Source organism: Corynebacterium sp. KPL4015 (assembly GCF_040225725.1).
Classification (GTDB): domain Bacteria; phylum Actinomycetota; class Actinomycetes; order Mycobacteriales; family Mycobacteriaceae; genus Corynebacterium; species Corynebacterium rhinophilum.
On the sequence record NZ_JBEHGF010000003.1, the window covers coordinates 71,170 to 87,332 of the forward strand.

The window sequence follows — 16,163 nt, forward strand, 5'->3', positions numbered from 1 at the left end:
ATGAGTGAGCGCGGCAATGACTTCGTAGTAGTGGCAAACCGCCTGCCGGTAGATTTAACCACCGCGTCCGATGGCAGTCAGACGTGGACGGCCTCGCCTGGCGGTCTGGTCACCGCGCTCTCGCCGGTGCTGGAAGCGCACCAGGGCTGCTGGGTGGGGTGGCCCGGCGTCGCCGATGCCGCGCCGGAGCCCTTCCGCACCGAGGCTGGGGTGCTCTTGCACCCGGTCAGGCTTACTGAGGCCGATTTTGAGGCCTTCTACGAGGGCTTTTCCAATGCCACGCTGTGGCCGCTCTACCACGATCTCATCGTCACCCCAACCTATGACCGCGACTGGTGGGATGCCTACCGCGAGGTCAACCTCCGCTTCGCGGACGAGGTAGCCCACGTGGCCGCAGAAGGCGCGACGGTCTGGGTGCAGGACTATCAGCTGCAATTATTGCCGGGCATCCTGCGGCAAATGCGCGCCGATCTCACCATCGGGTTCTTCCTGCACATCCCGTTCCCCTCCCCCGATCTTTTCCGGCAGCTGCCCTGGCGCGAGGAAACGGTGCGCGGCATCCTGGGAGCAGACCTGGTCGGCTTTCACTTGGAGGCCAATGCCCGCAATTTCTTGGAATTAGCCCGCCGCCAGGGCCTCGAGGTGCGCGGGGAGGCCACCACCCGCGATGTCACCGCCCATATCCGCCTCCCCGGCGGCCGCACCGTAGGCGTGGGCGCGTTCCCCATTTCCATCGCCGCGCAGGATTTCGGCCAATTTAGCGACGAGGATAAACGCCACGTGGCTCAATTGCGCAAGGATTTGGGCAGCCCCAAGCGCATCATTTTGGGCGTGGATCGCCTCGATTACACCAAGGGCATCTTACAGCGCCTGACCGCCTTCGAGGAGCTCTTGGAAACCGGCGCCCTGGACCCGGAAGAGGTCACCTTGGTGCAGCTGGCCACACCCTCGCGCGAGCGCCTCGACCACTACAAGGCCACCCGCTCCCAGGTCGAGGAGGCCGTCGGCCGCATCAATGGCCGCTTTTCCCGCATGGGCCACCCCGTGGTGCACTACCAGCACCGCGGCGTGCCCAAGGACGTGCTGCGCTGCTACTACCGCATGGCCGATATCATGCTGGTCACACCCTTTAAGGATGGCATGAACCTCGTGGCCAAGGAGTTCGTGGCCTGTCACGATGACGGTTCCGGCGCCCTGGTGCTCTCGGAATTCGCCGGCGCCGCCGCGGAGCTCGATGAGGCCTACCTGTGCAATCCCTTCGACATCGAGTCCGTCAAACGCGCCCTGCTCAACGCCGTGCGCGCGCTTTCCGATGCCCCCTTCACCATGACCCAGCGCATGCTCACCATGCACGAACAGGTCATGAGCCACGATGTGCGGCTGTGGTCGCAGTCCTTTTTGGGCTGCCTGCGTACTACCCGCACCGACACCACCTCGCACACTCCCGACCCGCACGGAAAGGACTCCTAATGCTTCCTTCCCACCCCCGCGCACGCGCCGCTGCAGCGACCGCGCTGGGCATCGTCACGCTGCTTGCCGCCTGCGGTTCCGAAGACGACGCCCCGCAGCCCGCGGGCGATGACCGGATCGTGGACAAACAGTGGCAGGTCGTCTCCATCAATATCGCGCCCGACGCGGCCTCTACCATCCCGGAGTCGATTCCCCACGCGCCGGAATTTAGCTTTGGCGAATCCACCATGGTGGGCACCACTGGCTGCACCCGCCTTGCGGCCCGGCTGAGCTACACCGCCGATGATGAGCGCGAAAATATCCGCGACGGCAATAAACTCCACTTCGATGAGGTCAAGTACGACGACACCGATGAGGACTGCGAGAGCGGTTCCGTGTGGGCCGATAACCTGCTGCGCAACCTCATTAGCTCGGATAATGATTTTATCTACACCGTCAACAGCAATAACCAGCTCATCCTGGAACTGGATACCGATGAGGTAGATTCGCCCTCCATCAAGCTGGTCTCCCGCGGGTAACATGTGATGCCATGACGCTTTCTACCACCATTAAGGCCTTGGCCGCGGCAGAAGAGCTCGCCGTGGTTTCTGATTTTGACGGCACGCTTTCTCCGTTTGCCACCGCCATTTATGACGTGGAAATCAACGCCGATGCCGCCCGCGCCCTCGACCAATTGGCCCACCTGCCGCGCACCACGGCCGCGGTGCTGTCCGGGCGCCACCTCGAGGGCCTGCAGCGCGTGTGCCCCCTGCGCCACCCCGTCCTCTTCGGCGGCTCCCACGGCGCCGAATCCTCCTGGCAGCAGACCGAGCTCACCCCCGCCATGCGCGATCACCTTGCGCGCAAGGAGGAAGAAATCCGCGGCATCATAGACCGCTTCCCCGGCGCGGAACTCGAGGTCAAGCCCTTCCAGCGCGTGCTGCACCTGCGCTCGCTCGAGCTGGAGAACCCAGAGCAGGGCGCGGCCGCCTACGAGGCGGGCCTGGCGCTCGATACCGCCGGTTTCCCGCGCACCGCAGGCAAGTCCGTCATCGAGTTTTCTGCCACCACCGCCACCAAGGGCACGTGGCTGGAGGCCCTCCGCGAGCGCACCGACGCCACCGCCATGGTTTTCTTGGGCGATGACGTCACCGATGAAGACGGCTTCCGCGCCGTCCACCAGCCGCCGGACGTGGGCGTCAAGGTGGGCGAGGGCGATTCCATCGCCGCCGTGCAGCTTGCCGATGTCGACGCCGTCGCCCACTTCCTCACCGAGCTCGCTACCGCCCGCGCGGCCGCGGTGCAGTAACCGATTTCCCCGGCGCGAACCGCGTCTGCAGCACCCGCCGCGGCACCGTCTCAGCCTCGTCAGCACCTCGTGACGCCGCTTTCGCGCTGGCCGAGCCCGCCGTATCTGTCGCGCCCGCGATGAGTTTTTCCAGCATGTGCCCGGCCGCAGCCCCCTTGGCCTTATTGGGCTGGATGACTGTGGCTAGGTCGAGGCGCCGCGCCGCATCGATGCCGTCAAAGCCTGTCACGGATAAATCCTCTGGCACTCTGAGCCCCCGCTCGCGGGCATAGGCCAGCACGCCGAGCGCCATGGAGTCGGTCGTGCACAGCACGGCCGTAAGCTCCGGGTGCGCCTCGAGCAGGAGCTCGGCGGCGGCGCGGGTGGTATGGGCATCGTTAATGTGCTGCGTGACCACGGGCACGGATTCGGGCGCGATACCCGCCTCGGCGAATACGTCGAGCGCACCCATCACCCGCGAGCGCTGCACGTGCATCTCCGCATCCTGGACTTCCTGCCAGGAAATCGGGCCGTCGTGGCGCTGCAGGCGCAGGCGGATGGCGAGGATGCCGATGTGGCGGTGCCCGGCATCGATAAGCGCACGCGCCGCTGGGGCAATTGCCGCGCGATCATCAATGCCCACGAACGGCAGCTCCGCATCGGTGGGCTGATCGCAGACCACCAGCGGCAGGCCCCTGCCCCGCGCGGCCGCGAGGTAGGCATCGCCCGCGGCGACCGAATAGACCACGAAGCCATCCACCGCGGCCGAACCCACCAGGCTGGTCGCCTCCGCCTCGCCTTCCGGGCCTGCGGGAATCAGCGTCAGCGTGGTCTGCGCGCCTGCCGATGCCTCCGCCATGCCCGCCAAGAAATCCACCGACGCCATGTCCTCGAAGGCATAGGACAGGTGCTCGGTTAGCAGCACGCCTACCGACCCGGCGCGGCGGGTGCGCAGGCTGCGCGCCGTGGGATCGGGACCCGGGTACCCGCGCGCCTTGGCCGCGGCCAAAATGCGCTCCCGCGTCGCCGGCGAGAGCTGGTCAGGGCGGCTATAGGCGTTGGATACGGTTGTGCGCGAAACCCCCAGCTCCGCGGCGAGGGAGGCCAGTGTCTTCCGGGTGGGGCTGCGTTTAACCATGCCTGTTACCTTACCCTGCGCCCCGCCGCTGGATTTTCAATACATATTCAATTGACAATGATTGCCAGCAAACGCACACTGGAGGGTATGCACACGTCACTACGCGCAACAACAGCCCTACTCGCAGCAAGTGGCCTCCTTTTCACCGCCGCGTGCTCCGCAGATTCTGGATCTGGCTCCGGATCCGACTCCGGCGAAAAGAAGCTTTCCATCGTCGCCTCCACATCCATCTGGGCCGATGTTGCCCAGGCGGTGGCCGATACCGCCTCCGGCATCGACATCGAGGTAAAACCCATCGTGGAAGGCAATGACACCGACCCACACCACTTCGAGCCCACCGCGGCCGATGTAGCCAAGGCCAATGACGCCGATATGCTCGTGGTCAACGGCGGCGGCTACGATGCCTGGATTTACCAGACCGTCGCCGATCAGGACAACATCATCTCCGCCCTGCCCCTGACGGACCACGGCAAGCTGGACGAGGACCCCGATGTCATGACCATCGATGCCGCGAAGGCCACCGCCAAGGATGACCCGGACAAGGTCACCAATATCGAGGGCAACGAGCACATCTGGTACGACCCCGCCGCCCTGGAGGAGGTAGCAGGCTCCATCGCGGACCAAATCAACGAGGAATACTCCGACGCCGGCGCCACCACCGAGAAGATCGACTCCCACGTGGATCAGCTGCGCGATAAGCTCAAGGAGCTTCCAGATAGCCTGAATTACGCGCAGACCGAGCCCATCGCCGATTACCTGATGAAGTACACCGACACCAAGGACGTCACCCCCGAGGGCTTCCGCAAGGCCACCATCTCCGAGGGCGAGCCCGCTACTGCCGATGTCGCCGCCTTCATCAAGGCCATTGACGATGGCGAGGTCGATCTCCTCATCTTCAACCCCCAGACCGAAACCGATACCGCCAGCCGCATCAAGTCCGCCGCAGAGGACAATGACGTCGATATCGTAGAAATCGGCGAAACCCCTCCGGACGGTAAGAAGTTCTGGGAATACTACGACGAAGTCACGAGCAAGCTGGGGAAGCACTAGTGCTCGTTGAATTCCATGAGGCCGCAGTAGACCCGCTGTGGTCACAGCTTAACCTCGCCGTGGACCGCGGCGAGTTTATCGCCGTTTTAGGCCCCAATGGCGTGGGCAAGTCCACCCTGCTGGGCACCATCCTCGGCACCCGCACGCTGACCAGCGGCCGCGTCGACGTCAACTGCCGGGTCGGGTTCATCCCCCAGCAGCGCATGTTCCCCGCTGACCTTCCCCTGCGCGCCCGCGACTTGGTCTCGCTCTCCGTGGCGCACGGGGTGTTCCGGCACCGGCACACACCCCGTGGACGGGTGGACGAGTTGTTGGAAGAGGTGGGTGCCACGGGGCTGCGGGACCGGCGCGTCGGCCAGCTTTCCGGCGGCCAGCAACAGCTCATCCGCCAGGCCCAGGCCCTGGCCAATGACCCGGACCTCATTCTTGCCGATGAGCCCCTCCTCTCCCTCGACCCCGCCCGGCAAAACGCCACGGTTAACAAGCTGGACTCGCTGCGCCGCGAGCGCGGGACCTCCATTATCTTTGTCACCCACGGCATCAACCCCGTGCTCGGGGTGACGGATAAGGTCCTCTACATCGCACCCAATGGCCACACCTTCGGCCCGGTGGATGAGGTCATGCGCTCCGAGGTGCTTTCGGAGCTGTACGGTTCCAAGGTCAATGTCTTAAACGTCGACGGGAGGCTCATCGTTGTCTAGCTTCTGGGAAGATACCCAATACCTACTCAGCGTGGACTTCGTGCAGTCCTCGCTCATCGCCTCTGCGTTGCTGGGCATCCTGTCTGGCGTGATGACCTCGCTCATCGTGCTGCGCCAGATGTCCTTTTCCGTCCACGCCACCTCTGAGCTGGCGCTCATGGGTGCCTCCGCGGCGCTGCTTTTCGGCCTCAACCTGGGCTTCGGTGCGGTTGCCGGCGCCATCGTCGCCGCCATCATCCTGGCCATGCTGGGCTTTAAGGGCCAGCAAGATAGCGCCATCGGCGTGGTCATGAGCTTTGGCCTGGGCCTTTCGGTGCTGTTCTTGCACCTCTACCCCGGCAATTCCAATACGGCGATGACGCTTCTGACCGGCCAAATCGTCGGCGTTTCCTCCGCCTCGGTGTGGCTGCTGGCCGCCACCACGGTCATCATCGTCGCCGCCGTCGGTTTCCTCTGGCGGCCCATGCTCTTTGCCTCCGCCGATCCTGATATGGCCCGCGCCGCCGGCGTTCCCACCCGCGCCATCTCTGTCGCCTTTGCCGTCCTCGTCGGCCTCGCCGCGGCGCAGTCGGTGCAAATCGTCGGCTCGCTGCTCGTCATGGCGCTGCTTATCACCCCCGGCGCGGCGGCGGTACAGATCACCTCCTCGCCCCTGCGCGCGGTGCTGTGGTCCACCATCTTCGCCGAGGTCTCCGCCGTGGGCGGTTTCATCCTTTCGCTGGCGCCAGGCCTACCGGTCTCCGTCTTCGTGACCACCATTTCTTTTGTGATCTACCTGGTGTGCCGGTTCATCGGCTGGCGGCAGGGCAAGCGCGCTATCCGCGATGAGGTAGCGGCCAAGCATTTCCACGCCGATAACCGCAGCGCCGCAGAGGCCCACCACGCCGACTAAACTCGGCGGGCATGCATATTCATCGCCGCACCGCGGATGTGGCTGGCCACACCCGCCGCTTCATCGTCATCGAGCCCGAGCACCTCGAGCCCCAGCCGGACTTACTGCTGTTTTTCCACGGCTCCCACCAGTCCGCCAACGTCATCCGCCGCTTTACCAACGGCACGGTGGACGCGCTTGCCGATGCCACCAATACCCTCGTCGTCTACCCCGACGGCATCGGCCACCACTTCAACGACACCCGCGCCGATCTGCCGGTCCGCGCCCGGGAGCTCGGGGTGGACGACGTTGCTTTTAGCACCTTCCTCATCGAGACCATGCAGCGCGAGTACTCCACCGCGCGCACCTTCGCCGCCGGCTATTCCAACGGCGGGCAGATGGTGCTGCGCCTGCTTTACGATGCCCCCTTTACCCTCACCCGTGCCTGCGTCTTCGCCTCCACGCTGGGCGAGGGTTCCAACCACGCGCCCACCCACCCCGATGGCTACCGGCCTACCCCGCTGCTTTTTATCCACGGCACCGAAGATCCGATTGCGCCCTATGATGGTGGGCTAGCCGGCATCGATGGGCAGCAAACCCGCGGGTGTGTGCTTTCTGCTCCCGTCACCGCAGAACACTTCGCACTCGCCAATGGTTGCCGCCCGCCCCGCGAAACCCAGCCCATTCCCGGGATAACGTCCACCTACTACGACGGCGACTTTCCCGTGGAGCTGTGGACCATGGAAGGCCTTGGGCATGTGATTCCCTCTAGCAAAGAAACGCCGCCGAGCATAGGGCCAAATACGGATTCCTTCAATGCTGTGGATAAAGTCCGCGAATTCTTCGGCTTAGGTGACGCTTAAGGGTAGTTGTCCACAGGGAGGTGGGCATCGGCTAGCGCGGGCTTGCGAGGCTCTTTAATCTCTGGGGCATGAACGCGCTGCAGACATTTCTCAGGGGCCTGGCACCCGGCATGGATATCATCGCCGACTGCCACGGCATGTCTGTGCGCGCGCTGATTGCGGCCGGGTGCCCCGATACCACCGCCACCCGCCTGCTCACGCTTGCCGAAACCTACTTCGGCACCACCACCTTTCGCCGCCAACAACGCGAGTCCATCGCCGCGAGTCCATCGCCGCGAGCCGCGCCAATGGGCACAGCCTCACGGCATTGCTTACCATCGAGCGCCACGCCGCCAAGCTGAAGAAAAAGCGCGATGCGTGGGCGCTGCGGCGCGAATTGTGTGGGATGAAGGGAAAGGTCTCGGATATCGATAAGCGGGGCCGCGCCCGCGTCAAAGAGCTCAAGGGCCCCGTGAAGCGCCAGCCCGGCGTGAAGATTTATCGCCGCGCTGACGGCCCCTGGACAATGTCCATTACCGGCCCGTCCGCCGATATCGCCGATATGCACGCCGCGATTGATAAGGACGCCCCGCTTGCCTCTGTGCAGAATATCTTCCACGGCGAGGCCGCCGCCCGCCCCAGCGTGACAACCAATGTCGTGCTTCGCCTCGACGAGCTCGACCGCATCGTCGATTTCGGCTCCGGCTCCCCTTCCGGTTCAAGCTCCAAGCCTGGCTCGAGCTCCAACGCCCGCGCCGGCTCATCCGCAGGCACAAACTCGAAACCCAGCACCGATTCCGGCTCAGCCGCCGGCTCGGGCTCCAACGCCGCTGCTGACCCTAGCGCGAACCTTGGCGCTGACTCTGCCCATGGTTCTGGCTCTGACGGCGATGTCGTGGTCCAGCTGACCAATGGCGCCACAATGACCGGTGCTGATCTGGTGCGACGGGCGTTTACCGAGCACGGCTACGTCACCCTCATTCATCCAGTGGAAGGTCCGGTAAACCTTTACCGCACCTCGCGCTTTGCCTCTGCAAAGCAACGCCTGATGGCAGCGGCCGAAAACCCGGTCTGCCCGTGGCCGGAGTGCCGCTACCCCGCCGATGAATGCCAGGTTCACCACCTCAATGCCTGGAAAAATGGTGGCGAGACCAACCCGCGAAACTTGACCATCGCCTGTCCGTACCACAATGGCGTGAATGACGACGATCCCAACGCCCCGCCATTGCGCGGGCACTTAGCCCGGGTCAACGGAACCATCCGATGGCTGCCGCCCTGGGCAGATAATGGTTAATCGTTGCGGCCCACAACGTTTCGCACTCAGAAGGTTGTGCCCGCAAAGGACCCAGCGTGCCTTTTGACGCTGGGCTTGCACCCGCGCCGGTGATTCTGAGCGCTCGAAACATGACCAGCATGGCCTCCGGCGATAATCCAAGGCGGTGAGCCGGCAGGGTAAGAACGGGTTATTTTGCGGCGGCGCGGCGTTGGCGCGCGAACTCGGATAGCACCGAGCCCGCGGCAACGGAGGCGTTGAGGGATTCAACCCACCCGGTCATGGGAATGGACATAAGGACATCGCAAGTTTCGCTGACCAAGCGCGAAATTCCCTTGCCCTCGGAGCCGATGACGATGACCACGGGGTCCGTGCCGCCTTCATAGGTATCCAACGTGTGATCCCCGCCGGCGTCGAGGCCGACGACTTGGTAGCCGTTTTTCTGGAATTCCTTCACGGTGCGCGTGATATTCGTTGCGCGGGCGACCGGCAAACGGGCAGCGGTACCAGCTGAGGTGCGCCAGGCCACCGCGGTGACAGAAGCCGAACGGCGCTCTGGAATGATCACGCCATCGCCGCCGAAAGCGGCCACGGAACGGATGACGGCACCCAGGTTGCGCGGATCGGTGATGTTATCCAGGATGACGAACATGCCGGGGCGCGGGTTCTCGGCGGCGTTGGCAATCAAATCCTCCACCGCGGCGTACTTGTACGGCGGAATCTGCAAGCCGATGCCCTGGTGCATGCCATTTCCCGTCATGCGGTCCATCTCGTGGCGCTGGACCTCGATGATGGGGATATTGCGGGTATTGCACATGGACACTGCCTCGGAAAGCCGCTTATCATTGCGAGTTCCGGCAGCGATGTAGAGCGTGGTGGCCGGCACCTTGGCGTGCAGACACTCGATGACCGGGTTGCGGCCCACCACCATCTCTGCGGTTTCTTTCTGGTGGCGCCCCGAGTTGCGGCGCTCACGCTCCAGCTTCGCCTTGTGCTTGGCGTGGTAGACGCGGTCCTCGGCCTTCGGGGTGGGGCCCTTGCCTTCTAGGCCCTTGCGGCGCTGGCCGCCGGAGCCTTTGGTAGCGCCCTTCTTATTCGTCTTGCGGATGCCCGCGCCACCGCGGCCATGGGTTCGTGCCATCGTTTCAGTCCTTTCGAGGAAACCGTTCAATAACCAGCGGAAATAACAGCGAAACGCTGCTTAACGCTGGGTCAACGACCACGTGGGGCCGTCTGGGGTATCGGTAATGGTAATGCCGGCGGTAGTGAGGCGGTCACGCACGGCATCGGCAGTAGCGAAGTCTTTTTCTGCGCGGGCCTGCGTGCGCCGTTCCAGTTCTGCCTGGACCAGCGCATCCAGCGCCGCGTCTGCCCCGCTAGCTTCGCCTCCATCTTCCCACTCCAGCGGGTCAAATCCAAGTACGTGCGCCATCCCGCGCACCTGGGCGGCCTTCGCGCGGGCGGCGTCCTCGTCCCCGGCGGCCAGGTCCTTATTACCAGCGCGCACGGTGGTGTGGATGGCGGCCAGCGCCTTGGGCACGGCGATATCGTCATTCATGGCGTCCTCGAAGTCCGGCGTCCAGTCGCCGCGTTCGACGCCTGCAAAGCGCTTGACGAAGTCCTCAATCCGCCGGTAGCCCGCCGCCGCCTCCGTCAGGGCGGATTCGGAGTATTCCAGCACGGAGCGGTAATGCGCAGAGCCCAGGTAGTAGCGCAGCTCCACTGGGCGCACGAGCTCTAGCATATTCGAGATGGAAAGCACGTTGCCGAGCGATTTCGACATCTTCTCGCCGGCCATCGTCACCCAGTGGTTATGCATCCAGTAATTGGCGAACTTATCGCCAGCCGCGTGCGATTGCGCGATCTCGTTTTCGTGGTGCGGGAATTGCAGGTCCAGGCCGCCGCAGTGGATATCGAAATTGGAACCCAGGTAGTACGTCGACATGGCAGAGCACTCCAAGTGCCAGCCCGGGCGGCCGCGCCCCCACGGGGTGGGCCAGCTCGGCTCGCCCGGCTTCGCGGCCTTCCACAGAGCGAAGTCCAGCGGGCTGCGCTTGCCCGCGTTGTCTGACTCGCCTTGTTCCATCTCCTCGACGCGGTTGCCGGACAGCGCGCCGTAGTCGGATCCTTCCGCCTTGGTCCAGGCCTCGACATCAAAGTACACGGAGCCGGCTGCATCGGCGGGGGTCGATGCGCCATCGGTCTGCGCGGTGGTTTCGGAGTCTTGGGCGGGCGCGGGGACAGGGTAGGCAAAGCCGGCATCGATAAGCCGCTGCATGTACTCGACCATCTGGGTGACAAAGCCCGTCGCGCGCGGCTCCACGGACGGTGGGAGCACGCCGAGCAGGTTATAGGCCTTGGTAAACTCGCGCTCGTAGGTAGACACCCACTCCCACCAGGGGCGATTATTCTCGGCGGCCTTGGTAAGGATCTTGTCATCGATATCGGTGACATTGCGCACGAGCGCGACGTCATAGCCTTGCGCGAGCAGCCAGCGGCGCAGGATGTCGAAAGCCACACCGGAGCGCAGGTGGCCGATGTGCGGCTGCGCCTGCGGGGTGGCACCACACAAGTAGATGGAGGCATGGCCGGGGCGAATCGGCTCGAAATCGCGTTGGCTGCGGGTGGCTGTGTCAAAAATGCGCAAAGTACTCACGCCACCCAGTCTAAATCACCCGTGCGCGGGGTTAGTGTTGGCGCCGCCAGACAACGGCCGTTGCTACCGCCGCGCGGCCCTCTTTGCGGCCGGTAAAGCCCAAATGGTCGGTCGTGGTGGCGGAAATAGAAACATCCGCGCCGAGGATTTCCGAAAGCACGGCCTCGGCCTCCTCGCGACGCGGGCCCATCTTCGGCGTCTGGCCAATGAGCTGGGCTGCGGCATTGCCGATGATAAAACCTTCCGATTCCAGCAGCTCGCGGCACTCGCGCAGGAGCTGGGCGCCGGAGACACCATCGTATTCGGGCCGGCCCACCCCCACGAAGGAGCCGAGATCGCCGAGGTGGGAGGCGGAGAGGAGGGCATCGACAAGCGCATGGGCTACAACATCGCCGTCGGAGTGGCCTTCGCAGCCGGGGGCGTCATCGAAAAGCAGCCCGGCAATCCAGCAGGGCTTACCGGCTTCGATCTGGTGGGCATCGGTCGCGATGCCGACGCGGGGGATGATGGGCTCAGTCATGCTGCTCCTCTGCAAGGGCGCGGGCCAGGGTCAGGTCCGTGGGGGTGGTGATTTTGAAGGCGAGGATATCGCCCGGCACGGTCTCCACGCGCTGGCCGTACCATTCCATCAGGCTGGCATCGTCCGTGGCGGTGAAATCCGGCTGCTTGCGCCAATAATCCAGGTTGGCCTGGCGCAGCGCGGCGAGGCGGAACCCCTGCGGGGTCTGCACGGCGCGCAAGCGGGCGCGATCGGGGGTGCCAATGACGGTGTCACCGGCGACCTCCTTGATGGTATCGGTCACGGGAACCACCGGGATAACGGCGGGCGCACCGGCCAAGACGCGCCGCGCCACGCGCTCGACCATCGCGGTGGGGGTGAGCGCGCGGGCGGCATCGTGGATGAGCACCACGGCGTCCTCGTCCGGAATGGCCTGCAGCCCGGCCCAGATGGAATCGGCGCGCTCGCCACGCCCATGCACGAGGCGCACCGGGATATCTGCGCGCACGCGCTTGACGATGCCCCCAGCTTCCCCCTCCATAGCCGGGCTCACCACCGCAATGACCTCGTCCACGAGGCCGGAGTTGGCCATGGTGCGTATGGATCGCTCCAGCAGGGTGCGCCCGTGCAGATCGACGTAGGCCTTGGGCACCTCCGCGCCGAGGCGGGTGCCTTGCCCGGCCGCGGCGATTAAGGCGATAACGCGGGGTTTAGTCTTCGTCGTCGAAGGAGAGGTCATCGAGATCGATGTCGTTGTCGATATCGGTGGTAATGGACTGATCATCGACCAAGCCGGCGGCGCGGTGGCGCTCGATGGTGGCGTCGATTTCTTCCATCATGGTATCGGCCTTTTTGTCATCGACCGGCTGCGCCAGCGCCAGCTCGCCCACCAGGATGGTGCGGGCCTTGCCCAGCATGCGCTTCTCGCCGGCGGACAGGCCGCGGTCCTGGTCGCGGCGCCAGAGATCGCGCACCACTTCTGCCACCTTGTTGATATCGCCGGACGCAAGGCGCTCCTGGTTGGCCTTGTAGCGACGGGACCAGTTGCCGGCCTCTTCCACGTCTTCATCGCGCAGCACGGAGAAGACCTTTTCCAGGCCCTCCTTGCCCACGACATCGCGCACGCCGACGTTATCCGCATTCTTCTTGGGCACGCGGACGACGAGATCGGATTGGTTGATGTGCAGCACGAGGTATTCCAGCTCTTCGCCGCCCATTTCGCGGGTTTCGATATCCTCGATGACCGCCGCGCCGTGGTGCGGGTAGACGACGACCTCGCCGACCTTATATTCCATTGCCACTCCTTATAATCCCGTGAATATGCCGATAACTAAGGCCGCCATTTTATCACGCGCGGCGTGCCTACCACCGGATGCCCCCGATTACCCCCACGGACTACCCGCTAGGTTAGCGAGAAACTGTGTACTTTATATCGAAAGGGACTAGGCTAAAGATTTGATAAGCCCTGAGATCGCAATTGATGGAGGATGCTCAACGTGCAGTCCCTGAAGTCCGCCGCCCGTCGCGGTGCCATTATTTCCGTTACCGCCGTCTCCGCTTTGGCGCTGGCTTCTTGCTCGGCAGGCCACGTCGCCCAGACGGCAGAGAAGGTAGCTGCGGTTGATGGCGCTTCTGCCAGCACCGATGACGAAAAGATTGCCGTCCGTGATGTCACCATCCTGACAGAGCCAGACGGTGGTGCCGCGTTGAAGTTCAACGCCGTCAACCAGGGCTATGAAACCGATGTCATCACCTTGAAGTCCGTGAAGGTCGACGGCCAAACCGTCGAGATGAAGCAGACCCAGCCGCTCAAGCGCGATCACTCCATCGTGGCGGACTCCCAGGAGAACTTGGACGCCACTCCGGATCACGATTCCGAAACCGTGCAGTACGTAGCCACCCACCTGGATAACGATGACTTTGGCTACGCCGGCCACCGCCCGGTTACCTTCGAGTTTTCCAACGGCTCCATCGAGGTCGACGCCACCGTCGCCGCCTCCCAGATGGAGGCCGGTAAGTACGACCGCGACGTGGAATCCCCAGAGGGCTACACCACCGACGCGAACACCGGTAACTCCCACCACTAATAGCCCACCGCACGCGCGCCCCACTCTTTCCGCGGAGTACGGGCGCGTTCGTCGTTTTGGCCGCCACGTTCTAGGCTCTACATCATGGCCAAAAAATCTCGCCCCATCCACACTTGCTCCGAATGCGGTTATGTCTCCCCCAAGTGGCTCGGGCGCTGCCCGGATTGCGGTTCGTGGGGGACGATGGAGGAAAAGGCACCGGTGGTGGCGGGGGCATCGGCAAGCGGTGGGCATAAGGGCGTCGCGCCGACGAGCCCGGTGCAGCCCATCACACAGGTGGGCGCGCAGGCGACGAAGACGGTGCGCACGGGCATCGGCGAACTTGACCGCGTGCTGGGTTCCGGCATCGTGCCGGGATCGGTGGTGCTCATGGCCGGCGAGCCCGGCGTGGGCAAATCCACGCTGCTTCTCGAGGTCGCCTCCCGGTGGGCCCAGCTCGGCCGCACCGTCCTCTACGCCACCGCCGAGGAATCCGCCGGCCAGGTCCGCGCCCGCGCCGAGCGCACCGGGGCGCTGCAAGAATCGCTGTACCTCGCGGCCGAATCCAACCTGGACGCCGTCTTTGGGCATGTCGATGCCGTTAAACCCGGCCTCATCATCGTGGACTCCGTACAGACCATGCATGCAGTGGGGGTAGAAGGCGTGCCCGGCGGCGTCGCGCAATCGCGCGCCGTGACCGCGGCGCTGACCTCCCTGGCGAAATCCACCGGCATCCCCGTGCTGCTGGTGGGGCACGTGACCAAGGACGGAAACGTGGCGGGACCGCGGGTTTTGGAGCATCTTGTCGATGTCGTCTTAAACTTCGAAGGCGACCGCCAGTCCAGCCTCCGCATGCTGCGCGGGATGAAAAACCGCTTCGGCGCGACCGATGAGGTGGGTTGTTTCGAGCAAACCGCCGGGGGTATTCGGGAGGTCGCGGACCCGTCGGGGCTCTTCCTCTCCCACCGCGGCACGACTCCGGATGGCTCCGCGGTAACCGTTGCCATGGACGGCGTGCGGCCCATCCTCGCCGAGGTCCAGGCGCTGACCGTGGACCCCGTGGCGAAGAACCCGCGGCGCGTGGTCACGGGACTCGATGCCAACCGCGTGCCCATGGTGCTCGCCGTATTGCAGGCGCGCGCCGGCCAGCGCACGAACGATAAGGATGCTTATGTGGCCACGGTGGGCGGCATGCGGATTACCGAAACCGCAACCGACCTCGCGGTGGCGCTGGCTACCTGGTCCTCGCTGCACGAGCAGCCGCTGCCGGCGAAGACGGTGGTCATTGGCGAGGTGGGCTTGGCCGGCGAGCTGCGGCCCGTGCCGAATATTGAGCGGCGCCTGCAGGAAGCGGCGCGGCTGGGATACAAGCGGGCGATTATCCCGCGCGGGGAAATCAACCCCGTGGACGGCATGCAGGTGCGGCAAGTCGCAACGCTTGGCGAGGCCCTCGCCGCAGTCCAGCCGTAGTTCAACCGTAACCGGTGATTGGTTCTTGCCAAGCTGTTGCCGAGGGGAGGGCGCTCCGGCGGCGCGGACTCCCGCGCGGGATGCTTCCGCCCGAGCTGGTTCCGCGCGGCCGACTGTAAGGAGGCCGCGCGCTTAGCGGAGGGTGAAGTCCTGCGGCGGGGAGGAATTATCGCCGATAACAGTGTGGGCGAAGTAGGCACCCGGCTCGGCAGTCGGGCGGTCGGTGCACTTGCCCGGTTCGGATGCCTGGCGGGACCATTCGGCCTCGAATTTCAGGTCCTTGCCCGCGGGGAAGGTCTGCTCACCGGTCTGCACGGAGGCGTAGCAATCGGTATCGGACCATACGCGCTGGTTATCGGTCATCTTGTAGACCTCGAAGCGCAGCGAGTTCTCATCTAGGTCGATTTTGCAATCCGCGGCGGTGGGGTTGGTGACGGTCATGAAGAACTTCGGCAGCTCGCCGTCCGGCACGGAGTAGTTGAGCATGGAGGTGCGCACCTCCAAGTCCTCAAGCGAGCAGGTGTCCTTCGCGGCGTGCACGGATTCCTCGGGCTCCTTGCTTTCCGATGCCCCATCCCCTGCTTCCTCCGCCTCGGACTCCGATTCAGAGGCAGACTCGGATTCGGATTCGCTCGTCGAATCCGTGGACGTGGTTGCGGATTCGCTGGTGGTTTCGGCGGAGGTGGTTGCCGCCGAAGACTCTGAGGACGCGGCAACGGAATCGTCGCTATCGCCGCCAAAGGCGGCCACCGCCGCCCAGATCAGCACCACGGCCAGGACGATCACGATGATAAGCGCGGCAACCCGGCGGCGCTTATAGATCTCTTCTGGAAGGGGCTTATTCTGGTTCACGCACTCAA

At 64.5% G+C, this 16,163-nt stretch carries 18 protein-coding genes; 11 read left to right on the forward strand and 7 right to left on the reverse strand.

Going from position 1 to position 16,163, the window contains the following annotated elements; genetic code table 11:
* The 3 genes from ABRP64_RS01970 to otsB are packed head-to-tail and all read left to right on the forward strand — an operon-like array spanning position 1 to position 2,758.
* On the forward strand, positions 1-1,470 hold the full coding sequence (locus tag ABRP64_RS01970) for an alpha,alpha-trehalose-phosphate synthase (UDP-forming) (protein WP_284796537.1): 1,470 nt from the start codon (positions 1-3) through the stop codon (positions 1,468-1,470).
* Positions 1,470-1,988, forward strand: a complete 519-nt coding sequence (locus ABRP64_RS01975; RefSeq protein WP_349865212.1) for an META domain-containing protein — start codon at positions 1,470-1,472, stop codon at positions 1,986-1,988. The genes ABRP64_RS01970 and ABRP64_RS01975 overlap by 1 nt, the downstream gene beginning before the upstream one ends.
* An 11-nt stretch (positions 1,989-1,999) precedes the next feature.
* On the forward strand, positions 2,000-2,758 hold the full coding sequence (otsB, locus tag ABRP64_RS01980) for a trehalose-phosphatase (RefSeq protein ID WP_284782670.1): 759 nt from the start codon (positions 2,000-2,002) through the stop codon (positions 2,756-2,758).
* Here the strand turns inward: otsB and ABRP64_RS01985 are convergent.
* Positions 2,730-3,875 (reverse strand): LacI family DNA-binding transcriptional regulator, encoded by a 1,146-nt coding sequence (locus ABRP64_RS01985; protein WP_284782668.1) that lies wholly within the window; start codon positions 3,873-3,875, stop codon positions 2,730-2,732. The genes otsB and ABRP64_RS01985 overlap by 29 nt on opposite strands.
* A gap of 39 nt (positions 3,876-3,914) precedes the next feature.
* Here ABRP64_RS01985 and ABRP64_RS01990 point away from each other — a divergent pair, with 39 nt between their 5' ends.
* From ABRP64_RS01990 to ABRP64_RS02015, 6 genes are all read left to right on the forward strand, one after another.
* The gene (locus ABRP64_RS01990; RefSeq protein ID WP_502880501.1) at positions 3,915-4,925 is read left to right on the forward strand and encodes a metal ABC transporter solute-binding protein, Zn/Mn family; all 1,011 of its coding nucleotides are present in this window, start codon (positions 3,915-3,917) and stop codon (positions 4,923-4,925) included.
* Positions 4,925-5,626, forward strand: a complete 702-nt coding sequence (locus tag ABRP64_RS01995) for a metal ABC transporter ATP-binding protein (RefSeq protein WP_284770344.1) — start codon at positions 4,925-4,927, stop codon at positions 5,624-5,626. The genes ABRP64_RS01990 and ABRP64_RS01995 overlap by 1 nt, the downstream gene beginning before the upstream one ends.
* On the forward strand, positions 5,619-6,518 hold the full coding sequence (locus ABRP64_RS02000) for a metal ABC transporter permease (RefSeq protein WP_284624692.1): 900 nt from the start codon (positions 5,619-5,621) through the stop codon (positions 6,516-6,518). Before ABRP64_RS01995 ends, ABRP64_RS02000 begins: the two co-directional genes overlap by 8 nt.
* An 11-nt stretch (positions 6,519-6,529) precedes the next feature.
* Positions 6,530-7,360 (forward strand): CE1 family esterase, encoded by an 831-nt coding sequence (locus tag ABRP64_RS02005; RefSeq protein ID WP_284782663.1) that lies wholly within the window; start codon positions 6,530-6,532, stop codon positions 7,358-7,360.
* Between the two features lie 68 nt (positions 7,361-7,428).
* Complete coding sequence (locus tag ABRP64_RS02010; RefSeq protein WP_349865218.1) at positions 7,429-7,701, forward strand: hypothetical protein; 273 nt, start codon at positions 7,429-7,431, stop codon at positions 7,699-7,701.
* The gene (locus ABRP64_RS02015) at positions 7,668-8,633 is read left to right on the forward strand and encodes an HNH endonuclease signature motif containing protein (protein WP_349865220.1); all 966 of its coding nucleotides are present in this window, start codon (positions 7,668-7,670) and stop codon (positions 8,631-8,633) included. The genes ABRP64_RS02010 and ABRP64_RS02015 overlap by 34 nt, the downstream gene beginning before the upstream one ends.
* Positions 8,634-8,802: 169 nt before the next feature.
* On the opposite strand, the gene rlmB is transcribed toward ABRP64_RS02015, so the two are convergent.
* Genes rlmB through ABRP64_RS02040 form a run of 5 tightly spaced genes read right to left on the reverse strand, consistent with a single transcriptional unit; the run spans position 8,803 to position 13,062 of the window.
* Complete coding sequence (rlmB, locus tag ABRP64_RS02020; RefSeq protein ID WP_023023899.1) at positions 8,803-9,753, reverse strand: 23S rRNA (guanosine(2251)-2'-O)-methyltransferase RlmB; 951 nt, start codon at positions 9,751-9,753, stop codon at positions 8,803-8,805.
* Positions 9,754-9,813: 60 nt separating this feature from the next.
* Positions 9,814-11,268: a cysteine--tRNA ligase gene (locus tag ABRP64_RS02025; RefSeq protein ID WP_349865222.1), complete on the reverse strand. Its 1,455-nt coding sequence runs from the start codon at positions 11,266-11,268 to the stop codon at positions 9,814-9,816.
* 31 nt (positions 11,269-11,299) lie between these two features.
* The gene (ispF, locus tag ABRP64_RS02030; RefSeq protein ID WP_126319785.1) at positions 11,300-11,788 is read right to left on the reverse strand and encodes a 2-C-methyl-D-erythritol 2,4-cyclodiphosphate synthase; all 489 of its coding nucleotides are present in this window, start codon (positions 11,786-11,788) and stop codon (positions 11,300-11,302) included.
* The gene (gene ispD, locus ABRP64_RS02035) at positions 11,781-12,506 is read right to left on the reverse strand and encodes a 2-C-methyl-D-erythritol 4-phosphate cytidylyltransferase (RefSeq protein WP_284782658.1); all 726 of its coding nucleotides are present in this window, start codon (positions 12,504-12,506) and stop codon (positions 11,781-11,783) included. Before ispD ends, ispF begins: the two co-directional genes overlap by 8 nt.
* Complete coding sequence (locus tag ABRP64_RS02040) at positions 12,478-13,062, reverse strand: CarD family transcriptional regulator (RefSeq protein ID WP_005279544.1); 585 nt, start codon at positions 13,060-13,062, stop codon at positions 12,478-12,480. The genes ispD and ABRP64_RS02040 overlap by 29 nt, the downstream gene beginning before the upstream one ends.
* Positions 13,063-13,254: 192 nt before the next feature.
* Here ABRP64_RS02040 and ABRP64_RS02045 point away from each other — a divergent pair, with 192 nt between their 5' ends.
* Together ABRP64_RS02045 and radA are read left to right on the forward strand one after the other, a co-directional pair.
* Positions 13,255-13,854 carry a hypothetical protein gene (locus ABRP64_RS02045; RefSeq protein WP_284770339.1) on the forward strand — a complete coding sequence of 200 codons (600 nt, stop codon included), beginning with the start codon at positions 13,255-13,257 and terminating at the stop codon, positions 13,852-13,854.
* A gap of 84 nt (positions 13,855-13,938) precedes the next feature.
* Entirely contained in the window at positions 13,939-15,303 is a 1,365-nt protein-coding gene (gene radA, locus ABRP64_RS02050; protein ID WP_284782656.1) for a DNA repair protein RadA, read from the forward strand.
* A 132-nt stretch (positions 15,304-15,435) separates the two neighbouring features.
* Here the strand turns inward: radA and ABRP64_RS02055 are convergent, their stop codons facing one another.
* Complete coding sequence (locus tag ABRP64_RS02055; RefSeq protein WP_284782655.1) at positions 15,436-16,155, reverse strand: hypothetical protein; 720 nt, start codon at positions 16,153-16,155, stop codon at positions 15,436-15,438.
* Positions 16,156-16,163: the final 8 nt, after the last annotated feature.

Coding starts and splice junctions, on each gene's coding strand:
- radA (WP_284782656.1), top strand. CDS start 13,939: ATGGCCAAAAAATCTCGCCCCATCCACACTTGCTCCGAATGCGGTTAT.
- ispF (WP_126319785.1), bottom strand. CDS start 11,788: ATGACTGAGCCCATCATCCCCCGCGTCGGCATCGCGACCGATGCCCAC.
- ABRP64_RS02045 (WP_284770339.1), top strand. CDS start 13,255: ATGCTCAACGTGCAGTCCCTGAAGTCCGCCGCCCGTCGCGGTGCCATT.
- ABRP64_RS02005 (WP_284782663.1), top strand. CDS start 6,530: ATGCATATTCATCGCCGCACCGCGGATGTGGCTGGCCACACCCGCCGC.
- ABRP64_RS01970 (WP_284796537.1), top strand. CDS start 1: ATGAGTGAGCGCGGCAATGACTTCGTAGTAGTGGCAAACCGCCTGCCG.
- ispD (WP_284782658.1), bottom strand. CDS start 12,506: ATGACCTCTCCTTCGACGACGAAGACTAAACCCCGCGTTATCGCCTTA.
- ABRP64_RS01975 (WP_349865212.1), top strand. CDS start 1,470: ATGCTTCCTTCCCACCCCCGCGCACGCGCCGCTGCAGCGACCGCGCTG.
- ABRP64_RS01985 (WP_284782668.1), bottom strand. CDS start 3,875: ATGGTTAAACGCAGCCCCACCCGGAAGACACTGGCCTCCCTCGCCGCG.
- otsB (WP_284782670.1), top strand. CDS start 2,000: ATGACGCTTTCTACCACCATTAAGGCCTTGGCCGCGGCAGAAGAGCTC.
- rlmB (WP_023023899.1), bottom strand. CDS start 9,753: ATGGCACGAACCCATGGCCGCGGTGGCGCGGGCATCCGCAAGACGAAT.
- ABRP64_RS02040 (WP_005279544.1), bottom strand. CDS start 13,062: ATGGAATATAAGGTCGGCGAGGTCGTCGTCTACCCGCACCACGGCGCG.
- ABRP64_RS02010 (WP_349865218.1), top strand. CDS start 7,429: ATGAACGCGCTGCAGACATTTCTCAGGGGCCTGGCACCCGGCATGGAT.